Source organism: Lysinibacillus sp. NPDC059133, assembly GCF_042755925.1.
GTDB lineage: Bacteria > Bacillota > Bacilli > Bacillales_A > Planococcaceae > Lysinibacillus.
The window spans coordinates 23,742-38,652 of record NZ_JBHZDH010000040.1 but is presented as its reverse complement, the minus strand read 5'-3'; the positions used below and the strand labels follow the sequence as shown (position 1 = coordinate 38,652).

The following is a 14,911-nucleotide window of genomic DNA, read 5'->3' as shown; positions in this document are numbered from 1 at the left end:
TTTTTACCGATGCAAGTAAGTTAGCCGTTAGCTGAATGCCTGTAAACAGTAATAAATGAAAGATATTATTAATTATAATACAATTTATTACAAAATATGAAATGCTAAAGCGAAAAATAATCAGGGAGAAATTTATCTTGTCATTGTTGAAAGTTAAAATGACATTTGTTAAAACCGAATACCATCAAATGAGGTTGATTGGAGTAAATGAGGGGGAGCGTTATAGATAAGACCCTGGTGAGAGTCAGTAGAGGAACGCACCGAGTTCTGTGATAACACTTTTGTGGCCTACCGCCAGTAACCTATCGAAATTCCTGGTATAGCCCACGGTCAAATACAAAAATCAACCCCATGATCGGGTGATAATTCATATAGGAACTAATAAGTAAAAAAGTTGAGGTGAGAAAAATGACAAAGCGAAAACGACATGTTATAAAACATGACAATATTGTTGTTTTTCCTGGTGCTGTTCAGACATTAATACGTGAAGGACATATGTATGCGGAAAATTATCAATATGAAGAGGCTGTGGCCAGCTTTGAAAAAGCGTTTTTATATGAGGATGGAGATGAAATTGCATTAAGTACCTACGCGTATGCTTTATATGAATTAAAAACATACGATAAAGTTAAAAATGTTTGTGAGCAATTGTTTGCTATGGGTACGACATTGTATGTGGAAGTAATGGAACTGTATGTTACTGTGTGTATGCAGTTAAAGGAATATCATCAAGTAGAGTCGTTAATTTCGACATTAATTGAAGAAAACGTACTTCCGGAAGATCAGCTTGAGAAATTTGAACGCTTAAGAAGCTTGAATCAAGAGGTTTCTAGGAATCTCCAAAAAAAAGAGGATGCAAAACGATTGTTAGAAGAGCAAGAATATGAACTTTCGAAATTTAGTGCATTAACGCCAAACGAACAATCAATTCGGCTGCATCGCTTAATGGATACGAATGTAAGACAATTAAAGACAGCATTGAAAGCTATTATTGAATGTCCAACAATTCATCCATTTGTTCAGAGCTTAGCATTAATCCTTTTAGTGGAACAAGAAGTGTCAATTGAGATTACTGTTTCAAAATTTAATGGAACAAAAATTATTAACCCTAACAATTTAGTCTTACCAAATCAGTTGCCTCAGTATAGGGAAGTAAAAAATATAATCGAAAATAAATTAGAGCAAGACCCAACGACGTTAGAAATGGTACAATATTTAATGGCGAAGCATGCCATTGTGACGTATCCGTTTGAATGGCGCCCGTATGAAGCCGATGATATTGCTTATAGTTATATAGACTTTGTACAATCTATGCTCGGAAAAGTACAGGAAATGGACTATGAAATCATTGACTTTTTACAAATGTTAGAAAAATTAACGGAACTACATGAAGTATGAAATAAGTTGAAACTATACGCATCTATGTTATACTAAAATGGTTGTCAAAATCGTAGTTACGAATGAATTGTCTAACAATAAACTTGATCATTTATTTGGAGGTATTTATACATGTCAGCAAAATGGGAAAAACAAGAAGGTAATATCGGTACTCTTACAATCGAAGTACCTGCTGCAGAAGTAGACGCAGCAATGGACCAAGCGTTCAAAAAAGTTGTAAAACAAATTAACGTACCAGGTTTCCGTAAAGGAAAAATGCCTCGTAATATGTTTGAACAACGCTTTGGTATCGAATCTTTATACCAAGATGCATTAGAAATCATCGTTCCTGAATCTTATTCGAAAGCGATCGATGAAGCTGGTATTATGCCAGTTGATTACCCAGAAATTTCTGGTACAGAAAACTTCACACATGGTAAAGATTTCACATTTACTGCTCAAGTAACAGTGAAACCAGAGCCAAAACTTGGTGAGTACAAAGGTTTAGAAGTTACGAAACTTCCAGTAGAAGTTACTGATGAAGAAGTAGAAACACAAATTCAAGACCAATTAGCTCGTAAAGCAGAGCTTGAAATTAAAGAAGACGAAGCAATCGTAGAAGGCGATACAGCTGTTATCGACTTTGAAGGTTTCGTAGGTGAAGAAGCATTTGAAGGTGGTAAAGGTGAAGACTATCCACTAGAAATCGGTTCAGGCTCATTCATCCCTGGCTTTGAAGAGCAAATTGTAGGTATTAAAAATGGTGAATCTAAAGACGTAGTTGTTACTTTCCCAGAAGAATACCATGCAGCTGAATTAGCTGGTAAAGAAGCTACTTTCAAAGTAACTGTAAAAGAAGTTAAAACAAAAGTTCTTCCAGAATTAAACGACGAATTCGCTAAAGAATTAGACCCAGAAGTTGAGGGTGTTGAAGCTTTACGCGCTAAAATCAAAGAGCAAACTGCTGAACAAAAACAAGCAGAATCAGATGCAGCACTTCGTGATGAATTAGTAGAAAAAGCTGCTGAGAGTGCAGAATTTGAAGTACCTGCTGGTATGATTAACTCTGAAACTGATCGTATGTTACAAGAATTTGGTCAACGTTTACAAACACAAGGTATGAACTTAGACCTTTACTATCAATTCTCAGGTCAATCAGAAGAAGATTTACGTGGACAAATGAAAGAAGAAGCAGAAAGCCGTGTACGTGTATCTTTAACACTTGAAGCAATTGCTGAAGCTGAAAAAGTTGAAGCAACTGAAGCTGATATCGAAGCTGAATTAGAAAAAATGGCTGCTCAATTTAACATGACAAAAGAGCAAATTACTGGTGCTTTAGGTGGCACAACAGTTCTTGAAAACGACATTAAAATTCAAAAAACAGTTGAATTTTTAGTAGAAAACGCTAAAATTACTGAATAAGATTTTTTTGTAACTGGATAGAAAAATGAAAACAAGGTACGGCATTAAACCGTGCCTTGTTTTATCACATATTTTGTGTTTAGGTGTAGCTGGATTCCCTGTTGGTTAGTTTAGTTAATTACGACTGCTTTCACCGTAAAAGGGTCCTCCAAAAGGAAGAACTTTTTTGAAGAGGGGATAGACAAAGCCTTTACATTTCTCTAATACATAGTATTGTTTGACTTTTCACACGATGCTAAAATTTGACTTTATTCAGCAGAGAGAAGGCTTCCGGCGGATGTCAATTGATTGAAGTCTCAATTCTTCCAAATGAGGAACAACGAAATACATCCTCTTCTGAATGAAGTTAAGCCTCTGGCGAATGTAATAGATTTTAAAGGATTTGTAACTTGTACTACTGAATATAAAAAGTAAAGTCACGAGTCAATACCAACTGACGAGGGGCAGGGAGCTTAACTAAACGTAAGGTCTCTGGTCGCTGGAGCTTTCAGAAGAATCAGTTAGTTACACATATGTGGAGATAACAGGTATGATTAGCGGGATTCAGGCTTATCCCAAAAGTTGTGGATTACATTTGTTAAACGTATGCCATTAGTATAAGTCTAAACGTAAATAACCACACGCTAGGGTGATAAGCTGGAATTTATCGGATTTTGCGGTAAATATTCATGTTTTTTGTACAATGAATGTCAAAAATCTTGAACCATAAACGCCGTGGTGTAAATGGATGCAGACAATTTATTTGATAATGATTCAATAATCTTGTAAGATTGTTGCTTGAATAGGGGTGAAACATATTGTTCAAATTTAATGATGAAAAAGGCAATTTAAAATGCTCATTCTGTGGGAAGCCACAAGAACAGGTACGTAAACTAGTTGCGGGTCCTGGTGTTTATATTTGTGATGAATGTATCGAACTTTGTTCAGAAATCGTTGTAGAGGAACTGGGCGTTGAAGAAGAAATTGAATTCCAAGATATTCCGAAACCAAAAGAAATCTTAACGATTTTAGACGAGTATGTAATAGGACAAGATCGTGCTAAAAAAGCTTTAGCTGTTGCGGTTTACAATCACTACAAACGCATTAATACAAATAGTAAAATTGATGATGTAGAATTAGCGAAATCGAACATTGTGTTAATCGGCCCAACTGGTAGCGGTAAAACTTTATTGGCCCAAACATTGGCGCGTATATTAAACGTTCCTTTTGCTATTGCAGATGCAACTTCACTCACTGAAGCTGGCTATGTTGGTGAGGACGTTGAAAATATCTTATTAAAATTAATTCAATCGGCAGATTACGATATCGAACGTGCTGAAAAAGGGATCATCTATATTGATGAAATCGATAAAGTTGCACGTAAATCTGAAAATCCATCTATTACACGTGATGTATCTGGTGAAGGTGTACAACAAGCACTTCTTAAAATTTTAGAAGGTACAGTTGCAAGTGTCCCACCACAAGGTGGCCGTAAACATCCTCACCAAGAGTTCTTACAAATTGATACTACAAACATCTTATTTATTGTAGGTGGAGCGTTTGATGGAATAGAATCCATTATTAAGCGTCGTCAAGGTGAAAAAGTAATTGGTTTCGGTTCAGATCCTAACAAAATTGATGTGGATGAAGGCTCAATTATGGCGAAGCTGATTCCAGAGGATTTATTGAAATTTGGCTTAATTCCAGAATTCATCGGTCGATTACCAGTACTTGCAAGTCTAGAGCAATTAAACGAGGCTGCGCTTGTACAAATTTTAACGGAGCCCAAAAATGCACTAGCTAAGCAATATCAAAAAATGCTCGAACTAGATGGTGTTGAGCTTGAGTTTGATGAAGGTGCCCTTTCTGAAATTGCAAAAGAAGCAATTGAACGAAAAACAGGTGCACGTGGTCTTCGTTCAATTATTGAGTCAACGATGCTTGATGTAATGTACGAACTACCTTCACGTGAAGACGTGAAAAAATGTATCATTACGGCAAAAACAATTACGGATAAAGAAAAACCGAAATTGCTTCTTGAAGATGGCACTGAACTCGATGAAGGTAGCGACACAAAAACTTCAGCATAACGAACAGACGTGGCTGTCTATTGTTATGAGATAAAGAGTAATTTAGCTGACTTCGATTGTGCAATATTCGCACATATCGACAGTCAGCTTTTTATTCATTCATACATAAAGCCAACTGTAATTAGATGAAATTTTTGGCTCAATTGATTAACAAGTGTGAATCAGCTTTTTAGACACATACTAGTAGCGTGGGAGTGAATAAGAAAATTTTGACGGAGGTGAATACCCGCATGGTGACAATACAAAAAACAACAAATGTACCACTATTGCCTTTACGTGGACTTTTAGTATACCCGTCGATGGTGTTACATATTGATGTGGGTAGAAATCGTTCTGTAGCGGCGCTAGAACAAGCAATGTTAGAGGACCAACTGATATTATTGGTAACACAAAAAGAAATGCATGATGAACAGCCTGATGAGCAAGATCTCTATGCAATTGGTACGATGGCATATGTCAAACAGATGCTTAAATTACCAAATGGAACACTGCGTGTTTTAGTAGAAGGTGTAGAGCGTGCGACATGGTCTAACTATCGGGCGTTAGAAAAATATACGGTTGTTGACATCGATGTTAAAGAGGAAACAATCGATAAGGATATTGAAACACAGGCTTTAATGCGCACGCTGTTATCGCATTTTGAAAGATACGCGAAAGCCTCCAATAAGATTACTTCTGAAACCATCAGTACTGTAGCAGACATTGAAGAGCCAAGTCGTTTAGCAGACATCATTGCTTCACACTTGCCATTCAAGATTGCAGATAAACAAGAAGTATTAGAAATGCTCAGTGTAAAAAAGCGTTTAGATCATTTAATTATTCGTTTACATGACGAACAAGAAGTACTTGATCTTGAGAAAAAAATTAATACAAAAGTTAAGCAATCCATGGAACGTACGCAAAAAGAATATTATTTACGTGAACAAATGAAAGCTATTCAAACGGAGCTAGGAGACCGTGAGGGGAAAACTGGCGAAGTCGCTGAATTACGTAAACGTATTGACGAAACAGGAATGCCTGAATCCACGAAAGAAGCAGTGCTTAAAGAGTTGGATCGCTATGAGAAGCTACCAGCAGCTAGTGCAGAGAGTGGCGTAATCCGAAACTATATTGATTGGATTGTGGCATTGCCATGGACAAAGGCGACTGAAGATCGCATGAATATCGCACATGCAGAGGATATTTTAAACCGTGATCATGACGGATTAGAAAAAGTAAAAGAACGTATATTAGAATATTTAGCTGTACGTCAATTGAAAGAATCGTTACGTGGACCCATATTATGTTTGGCCGGCCCTCCGGGTGTAGGTAAAACATCATTAGCACGATCAATTGCAGAAAGTTTGGATCGCAAGTTTATCCGTATTTCATTAGGTGGGGTACGTGACGAATCAGAAATTCGTGGCCATCGTCGTACGTATGTTGGGGCAATGCCAGGGCGTATTATCCAAGGGATGAAAAAGGCGGGGACGATTAATCCTGTGTTCCTTCTAGATGAAATTGATAAAATGTCTAATGATTTCAGGGGAGATCCTTCAGCAGCAATGCTTGAAGTTTTAGATCCGGCTCAAAATAATACATTTAGTGATCATTACATCGAAGAACCTTATGATTTATCAAATGTATTATTTATAGCAACTGCCAATGATTTAAGTACAATTCCTGGTCCGTTACTAGATCGTATGGAAGTAATCTCAATTGCTGGTTATACAGAAATTGAAAAAGAGCAAATTACGAAAAATCATTTGATACCAAAACAGTTAAAAGAGCATGGCTTGAAAAAAACACAAATTATTATTAAAGACGAAGCAGTAGTGGATATCATCCGTTATTATACCCGTGAAGCAGGTGTTCGCGGACTAGAGCGTCAAATTGCAACTCTATGCCGTAAAATCGTGAAGATCATCGTTTCTGGTGAGAAAAAACGAGTAACAGTAAACTCGAAATCGTTAGAGGAATTACTCGGTAAACATCGTTTCCGATATGGACAAGCCGAAGAGGAAAATCAAATTGGTGTAGCTACTGGGCTTGCTTATACAACTGTGGGTGGTGATACGTTACAAATTGAGGTATCATTAACACCTGGTAAAGGAAAATTGCAGCTAACTGGGAAGCTTGGCGATGTCATGAAGGAATCTGCTCAAACGGCTTTATCGTATGTACGTTCAAAAATGGAAGAGCTAAAAGTGGATGCAGAATATTTTGAAACACATGATATTCATATTCACGTTCCTGAAGGAGCAGTACCGAAAGATGGACCTTCCGCAGGTATTACAATGGCAACTGCAATTGTTTCTGCAATTTTACACCGTCCAATACGCCGTGAGGTCGGAATGACAGGTGAAATTACATTACGTGGACGTGTACTGCCAATCGGTGGTTTAAAGGAAAAAACACTCAGTGCGCATCGAGCGGGCTTAACGACAATAATTTGTCCGAAAGATAATGAGCGAGATATTGAGGATATTCCTGAAAGTGTACGCGAACAACTAACATTTAAACTAGTGTCATCGGCTGATGAAGTATTAGCCATTGCACTGGACGGAGGTATTTAAGAAAATGAAAGTCCATAACGTCGAAATGGTCATAAGTGCTGTAAGACCAGACCAATATCCAGAAGATGGACTGCCAGAATTTGCACTAGCCGGTCGTTCAAATGTGGGGAAATCCTCATTTATTAACCGAATGATCGGTCGTAAAGCTTTAGCACGTATTTCTTCGAAGCCCGGAAAAACACAAACGCTTAATTTTTACAAAATTGAAGAGCAATTGTTTTTTGTAGATGTTCCGGGTTATGGTTATGCAAAGGTTTCAAAGACTGAGCGTGAAGCATGGGGGAAAATGATTGAGCGTTACATTACAGGGCGCAATGAATTAAAGGCAGTCGTACAAATTGTTGATTTACGTCATCCCCCTACAGCTGATGATCGCATGATGTATGATTTTTTAAAGCATTACAATATTCCTTGTATCGTCATTGCCACAAAAGCAGATAAAATTCCAAAAGGTAAATGGGATAAGCATAAAAAAGTCGTGAAAGAAACGTTAGACATGGAAAAAAATGATCCTCTTATTGTCTTTTCTTCAGAAAAAGGAATTGGCTTTGAAGAAGCTTGGCGTACTATCGAAAATAAAATGTAATAAGAAAACATCTATTGAGTCTATTATTTAGGACAGTAGATGTTTTTTTATTAAAATGGATAGAATTACTTGATGAATGAAACAACTGACCGATAAATTAAATAGGAGGTGGACTAAATGGATATCGCAGCTTTATCAATGGCAATGAATCAAGCAACTTTAATGCAAAATGTATCTCTAGCTGTAACGAAACAAGCAATGGATATGCAACAGCAAAATACAGAACAATTAGTTGAAATGTTAGATGCTCCACATCCAACAGCTGGACATACAATTGACGTTCAAGTTTGATGAAGGAAGGTAGCTTGAAATTGGAAGCTACCTCTATCTTTGTGTCTAATGGTAGATTTAAAAAGGAATTAAAAGCACTAAAATGTATCTTTTTGAATAGGAAAAACTACCAATAATACGATATACTATTTATTAATAACATTTTTCTAGGAGGTGGGATTTGTTGAAGAAGATTCCATACATACTAATGATTTTGTTACTAGCGGTTCTCGGGTTTTCATCAAATCAAACAGCACATGCTGCCCAAATGGTGACTGGAACTTTTGTAGATGTAACATTTTCAGAATATGAAAATACAAATGGAGTAATAGAAAAAAAGCTTAGTAATATTACTTTGCAAAATGATAGCGGTCGTCAAGTTACATACAATATAAATAACAATGCCCGCCTGTATATTAATAATACAGAGACAACGATCGAAGGTTTTAAGATGGGGATGAAAGTAGAAGCGGACATTTCCCTTCGAAGTGTTGTTGAGCTTCGAGGTACTTCTAATTCTACAAAAGAAACAGAATCTCCAACAGTTTCACAAAATACTAAAACACTTGCCGGGGTAGTAACAAGTATCGATCCAAACGGGCTATACATTATGCTGAAGTCGGATTTTGGAAAAGAAACAACCTACTATATAAATAAAGATACAAGCTACCAAAAAAACTCCTCTGCAGTCGATATTAGCGCATTATATGTAGGGGATCGTGTTAAACTTAGCCTTAAAAATCGAAACACATCCATTGTCACGAAAATAGAAATTAGTGACACAGGTACATTAGTTGAAAACTTATATAAAGGTGAGATACAAACGGTTAATGCCAATGCAAATAAATTAACTGTCAAAAACCAACATGCTTTTATCAATTGGCAATTTGGTTCTGATACAACAAAGGCTTTATCAACGATGAGTTTTTCATCGAAAGTTCCGGTATATGTTGGAAACACAAAAATTAATAAAGATCAGTTGAAAAATTACGTTGGCAGTGAAGCCTATTATGCAACAGTTAAACAATTTGGCAAAGAAGTCATTGAAAAGATTGTTGTATTGAAAAACAACGAGCGAACTTACTATGAGCCTATGCTTTCTGTGGATACTAAATATCAATTATTAAAACTTAAATCTGCAGGTACAATATACTTCCATGATGGAACGATTCTAATTCGAAATGATCGTTTAATCGAACCTACTGGACTATTAGCTTATGGAACAGCTTTTGTTATTTCGGACGGTGCTGCACGTGATCATTATGCCCAAGTTGTGCAAGTAACAAGTGATAGTTTTATGTCACCAAACTTAGCAGGTCATGAGTTATATTATGGACGCTTATCGCAAGCAGATGGCTATGTAATCGAAATTGATGATGCGATGAAGATCGAGTCAAATGTCTTCAAGAAAACAAGTCGTACTGTACTATCTGTTAGTAATTCAACAAAAGCAATAGTAGATGATGGTAACAAAACATACAGTGTCGTTCCTGATATTGAACTTCATTTATATGAAGGTCAATACGGATACTTCTATGTGAAAGATGGACATGTACAGGCCCTTCATATTCTTAATAAAGCGAAGCCTGTTGCACCATTAATGTTAACAGGTAAATTACAGTCAGTTAAATCGAAATTCCCAGCTGTAATTAATGTGAAGAGCGTTAGTCAATGGCAAAATGGTCGTTGGTATGAAGCTGGTGAAATGATTGATATGAATATTGACCAAGCAACAATTATTAAAGCTGGTAAAGTTATTCAAGCATCTGATTTAAAACCTTCTGATCGTTTAGTAGTATTATCAGATCGTTTTGTCAAAGCTCATTTAATATTAGTTGATTAACTTCTTTCAGCAAATGTCTTATGTAACGAAAGTGAAACGGCAGTTACAAATGTCTTATGTAACGAAAGTGAAACGGCAGTTACAAATGTATTTGTAGCGAAAGAGAAGCATCAGCTACAAGTGTTTTCTTTTGCGCTTGCTTATGGTGAGAAACTTTGTCCCTATATGAGTGGAAGGCGAGCGGATATTAACCATGAAATTTTTAGGTGTGTTGATTAGGAAAAAATAAGTTTATTCATATAAAATTTTTTTGCATATGTAAGCTTATTTTTGGGCTGATTGTAGTGAAGGGTTCGAGTGTTCCTATCATTTGCTTTCGTCGACACACCTAATTATTTTGTAATCTTAAAGAAATAATTGACAGCTCCAGATGCGGATATGCATGGAATGAAAGAGAGGAACAGAAAAAGAATGCGAAAACATTTATCTAAAATAATGTTAGTGGTTCTTGCTGTATTAATTATTGGAGCTACTATCCCAGATAATGCATCGGCGTCTTCATTAGAAACAACAGGTGCTGTAAAAAATGAATATACATATGAGGAAGCTGTTTTCATTTCAGGAACACCTATTATATTTAAAGGCACTAGTAGAGACATTAAAATTACACAAAAAGAATCTAAAGGAAAATTAACTGAAGCATATAGTTTAAAGCTAACAGCAAGTAATGGTGCTACATTGACACGTAATATTGCCTATGAATCAGATGTAGTAGATTATGCTACGATTGGTCAAAAAACATCGAATGGTGTTGTGAAAAAGTATACAGAGAAAATTGTTGCTGGGAAAATAACCTATACATTGGTAGATTACCAATTTTCACAAGGGACTGTAACGGACAATCGTGTAGCCTCTGATTATTTTTCAGGTAATGTGATTTCGAGAAAAACGTATTCCTATCAAACCGGGACTGGAAAAAATGCAGTCCAAAATACTGTAACAATTGATACTGATAGTCGTCATGCTGGCTATGAAAACTTCTGGGGAGCAACAGAAACACAGATTACAGAAGCTGTTTATAATTATAGCGATGGTAAGACAAGCCATGTGAAAAATCGTTTATCTACAAGTAAATCACGTGTACTAAACTATGAAGAAAACCTAGGGAGTTTAGGGAGCTTTGATGGTGGATATGCGGTAGTAAGTGAAAAGGATGTTATTTCTGAATATACGTATGATTTAGCCTCTGGACAAAAAGGTACTCTTGACTTAGATACACAATACATGCCGACAATTGAACGTTTAATCATTCCTAAGTTCCGTGATTTATCAAATCATTATGCGAAACAAGCTATTGAAAAATTATACTCTTTAGGTATTTACTCTGATGCAAGTAACTTCTTTTCACCAAATACCCCTATGAAGCGTATTGACTTTTCAACGGCGATTGGTAAGGCAGTTGACTTACGTGTTATGGCAGAACCGAAAACGAAAAAATCGAAAACTACTACAAGTATTTTTAAAGATATCAAGCATACAGTAAAAGATTATGCCTATATTGAGTCTGCGGTTCATAAAGGAATTATTAAAGGTGTATCACCAGAGTATTTCAAGCCTGATAATCCAATTACTCGAGCACAAGCCGCTACGATTTATGTGCGTGCCTTAGGGCTTGAGAATAAGGCGCCAGATCCGGGTTATATAACAAAGTTTAAGGATGATGCGCAAATTCCAGCATACGCAAGAGACGGTATTTACATTGTAAATGAGTTAGGCTTAATGACTGGTGACACTGTAGGTCGATTTAATCCAAATCAACCATTAACGCGTGCGGAAGCATCAGTAGTGTTAGAACGTTTTTTGAATTATTTGGAAGGTGACTTAAAACAAAACTATCGAGATGACATATTGTTCTTCAATTAAAGAAAGGACTGAGCAATAAATGACGTATGCTAAAAAAGCATTCCTATCCCTGCTATGTTTCGTACTAGTTCTGATGACAGCAACTCCTGCTGTAACTCAGGCAGCTACGACAATTAAGGATGTACCAACTAATAATAGTAAATTCAAAGCTATTTCATGGGCAGTCGATAATGATTTACTCTCATTGAATAGCGCTAATAACTTTTTACCTAATGAACAGCTAACTGAGCGAGAGCTTGTTGTCATGTTTGCAAAGCTTGATCGAAACTATGCATTAACATATGACGATAGTGTAGCTTATAACTTCTATAGTGATTTTTATTTGCCGTTCAATGGTACCTATACAACAGCCAATCGTTCAAAAGCTGTTACACGTGGACAATTTGCACGCATATATGCTGCCTTTAGAGGTTTAGATTTAGATGAGCCTCAGGCGGTTCAATATTTATACACGAATGATATTTCAACAGGAAGCACTGGTAAAAAGACATTTGCCGATTTCCAACCTTCTACAAAGCTAACTCGTGGAGATAGTGCTGAATTATTATACCGCAGTGTACAAAACGGCAACTTTGCTGTACTAGGATTAAAACGTACTGCTGCAGGCCGTGATAACGATAAAATTACATTACCTCCGGGCTTCATGGGCTCAAGCAACACAGAATTTGAAGAGCCAAAGGATAATAACAACGATTTTACTGGACCAGAGTATGTTAATAATGCTCTACAAAGTATTGATGTTGAAAAACCAGATTTAATCGCAAATGACCAAGATTCAACGCTCATTACTGTATCTTTAAAAGCTTGTAATGGTGATCCAATACCCGATGATAAATCTTATACATTCCGTGTAACTTCATCATATGGTGCAAAAATCGTTGACACATCTGGTGAAGCTGTTCGAAATGTACAATCAGATGGCTCTACTGTCTCTGCGATTGTTATAGCACCAAAATTAACGAAATCTGTACGTGATACAATTTCATTTGAGCTTATTAACAACACAGATCCTGGTATGAAATGTCTTGTAGGTGAAAAACTGAATGCACATGTCCGTTACTCACCGCAGCCGGAAATGCGCATTGATTATCAAGTGTATGATCCAGCAAATACGGATGACGAAAATGGAAATGTAACACCTCCATATGTACCGTATGAAAAATTACCAGAGTTCTTTACAGAAAATATTGTGAACGTTCATTGGATGGATAGAGAAGAAAAGCTATTTAGTATTGGGCAGCAAACAAATGTAACAAATGCTCTAGGAAATGTTGAAAATATATATTTACAATATGGTGGCAGCGATAAAAAATACCCTGCATTAGGCTATGAAAATGCCATTTTACAGTTTGAAAACTATAATATTTCAGTTTGGCTGTTCGAAGAAATTATTGAAAAACGCTTGATAGATTCGATTAATGATACGGTTGAAATTATGTATATGATTTCAGATGATGGGCGACCAATTTATCGTATTCAAGGAATTGATGATTCGATTGCCTCGCAGGTTGAGAACATTAACCCAGTCGGTGCTATTATTCAACTTATGGGCTATATGCCAGATGAAAAAAAACTGACGCTCGAGCATTATGATAGTGTCATGAAAATTTATGCTATTTTAACAAGCTTGAGTAACTATGATCGAACAGTATTATTAAAATACCAAGGTGGTAAATTACTCGGTCAAGTAGAAGCCTATAAAAAACGAGTGGAAGCATTAAAGGAAAGTGAAGAAGCGGCATCAAGACCATCTGGTAAAGATCGTTACACAAAAGTAATGGTTACATTAGTGAGACCAGGTGGAGAAATTATTACTGACTATCAAGGAACAGTAAAAATTAAATTTGATGGTGTTGAGAAAACAGCTTCATTTGTTACAAATACTTCGGATTATTTAAATAATACAGGAAGCCCAGGGACAGCTGTAGCGTACTTTGACTCGGTTATTTATGGGAAATCAAAAGCTGAAGCAACATTAGTAAATAAAATAGATCCTCGTTATGCAACAATATTGAAGGATTTAAAAGATAAAACAATTACAAAAGAAATATTTACAAACCCTTACTTTAGTAAAAATTCTTGTTCTTTAGCAACAGAAGTCGCTTATGTAGTTGATTACTCTGCTTCCATGAAAGCTTCTGACCAAACCAATTACCGTGGTAAGAAAATGATGGAAGTCATCAATCAAATTAAGGCAAAAAATAATATTGTGATTGAAACAAATACAAAAGCTACTGTTCTTGGAGAGGGCAGTACAGACAATGTATTGAAAAAAGATCTGTATAAAGCATCGAAAGAGAAAGGTGCCACAGATATTTTTGCAGGTATTGAAATCGCACTGTCTAAATTCTCAAATGACTCAAAAACGTCAAAAGCGATCATCGTCGTATCAGATGGTAAAACAAGTAAATCTAAGATGACAAAAGTGTTGAACGATGCCAAAAATAAAGGGGTTAAGGTTTACACTGTAAGCATGGGTAAGAAATCACAAGTCAATGATGCAATGTTAACGCAATTGGCTGCTGATACTGGCGGTATTTATTACCACGCGATCGATAACTTACAATTACATCAAGTTTTCCAAAAAATTATTGATGCAATTTTATGTAAAACTACGCCTTCAAGTTGCGTGAATCCTGAAGATTTATTTGAAGAAGCGACAGTAACTCTACGCAAAGGCAATATTACAATGAATGCAAGAATCGATGGTAATTGCTCAAATGTTGAAAAGATTAATGTACGTTTCCCTTCTTTAAGTGGAGATGCGCAATTTGAATTGAAAAAGCGTAGTGATAATGTCTACATGCTAACAAAAACAGTGCAAACAATGCAGGACTTCAAAGTTAATAATGAGATTGAATTTGTGGCATATGATAAAGACGGTAAAATCATAGCTACTAAAACTGTGACAATCACAAATTAAAAG

9 protein-coding genes are annotated in these 14,911 nt (G+C 36.2%); all 9 read left to right on the top strand.

Annotated elements, in window-relative coordinates:
* The first annotated feature begins 408 nt into the window (after positions 1–408).
* The 9 genes from ACFXN8_RS18550 to ACFXN8_RS18510 all read left to right on the top strand — a co-directional run bounded on the left by ACFXN8_RS18550 (position 409) and on the right by ACFXN8_RS18510 (position 14,908).
* Positions 409–1,398, top strand: a complete 990-nt coding sequence (locus ACFXN8_RS18550; RefSeq protein WP_386847151.1) for a hypothetical protein — start codon at positions 409–411, stop codon at positions 1,396–1,398.
* Positions 1,399–1,509: 111 nt separating this feature from the next.
* Positions 1,510–2,799, top strand: coding sequence for a trigger factor (tig, locus tag ACFXN8_RS18545; protein WP_376074700.1), 1,290 nt, complete (start codon positions 1,510–1,512; stop codon positions 2,797–2,799).
* Positions 2,800–3,596: 797 nt separating this feature from the next.
* The gene (gene clpX, locus ACFXN8_RS18540) at positions 3,597–4,868 is read left to right on the top strand and encodes an ATP-dependent protease ATP-binding subunit ClpX (protein ID WP_376074701.1); all 1,272 of its coding nucleotides are present in this window, start codon (positions 3,597–3,599) and stop codon (positions 4,866–4,868) included.
* Positions 4,869–5,098: 230 nt separating this feature from the next.
* Positions 5,099–7,423: an endopeptidase La gene (lon, locus tag ACFXN8_RS18535; RefSeq protein WP_386847147.1), complete on the top strand. Its 2,325-nt coding sequence runs from the start codon at positions 5,099–5,101 to the stop codon at positions 7,421–7,423.
* Between the two features lie 4 nt (positions 7,424–7,427).
* The gene (yihA, locus tag ACFXN8_RS18530) at positions 7,428–8,009 is read left to right on the top strand and encodes a ribosome biogenesis GTP-binding protein YihA/YsxC (protein WP_249072773.1); all 582 of its coding nucleotides are present in this window, start codon (positions 7,428–7,430) and stop codon (positions 8,007–8,009) included.
* Positions 8,010–8,126: 117 nt separating this feature from the next.
* Entirely contained in the window at positions 8,127–8,300 is a 174-nt protein-coding gene (locus tag ACFXN8_RS18525) for a YjfB family protein (RefSeq protein ID WP_080709112.1), read from the top strand.
* A gap of 163 nt (positions 8,301–8,463) precedes the next feature.
* Entirely contained in the window at positions 8,464–10,122 is a 1,659-nt protein-coding gene (locus ACFXN8_RS18520; RefSeq protein ID WP_376074702.1) for a hypothetical protein, read from the top strand.
* Positions 10,123–10,533: 411 nt separating this feature from the next.
* Positions 10,534–11,985, top strand: a complete 1,452-nt coding sequence (locus tag ACFXN8_RS18515; protein WP_386847144.1) for an S-layer homology domain-containing protein — start codon at positions 10,534–10,536, stop codon at positions 11,983–11,985.
* A 19-nt stretch (positions 11,986–12,004) separates the two neighbouring features.
* Positions 12,005–14,908 (top strand): vWA domain-containing protein, encoded by a 2,904-nt coding sequence (locus ACFXN8_RS18510; RefSeq protein WP_376074704.1) that lies wholly within the window; start codon positions 12,005–12,007, stop codon positions 14,906–14,908.
* The last annotated feature ends 3 nt before the right edge of the window (positions 14,909–14,911 follow it).

What these genes read in the sequence shown, in the direction of transcription:
- ACFXN8_RS18550 (WP_386847151.1), top strand. Translation starts at nt 409, where the DNA reads ATGACAAAGCGAAAACGACATGTTATAAAACATGACAATATTGTTGTT.
- tig (WP_376074700.1), top strand. Translation starts at nt 1,510, where the DNA reads ATGTCAGCAAAATGGGAAAAACAAGAAGGTAATATCGGTACTCTTACA.
- lon (WP_386847147.1), top strand. Translation starts at nt 5,099, where the DNA reads ATGGTGACAATACAAAAAACAACAAATGTACCACTATTGCCTTTACGT.
- yihA (WP_249072773.1), top strand. Translation starts at nt 7,428, where the DNA reads ATGAAAGTCCATAACGTCGAAATGGTCATAAGTGCTGTAAGACCAGAC.
- ACFXN8_RS18525 (WP_080709112.1), top strand. Translation starts at nt 8,127, where the DNA reads ATGGATATCGCAGCTTTATCAATGGCAATGAATCAAGCAACTTTAATG.
- ACFXN8_RS18515 (WP_386847144.1), top strand. Translation starts at nt 10,534, where the DNA reads ATGCGAAAACATTTATCTAAAATAATGTTAGTGGTTCTTGCTGTATTA.
- ACFXN8_RS18510 (WP_376074704.1), top strand. Translation starts at nt 12,005, where the DNA reads ATGACGTATGCTAAAAAAGCATTCCTATCCCTGCTATGTTTCGTACTA.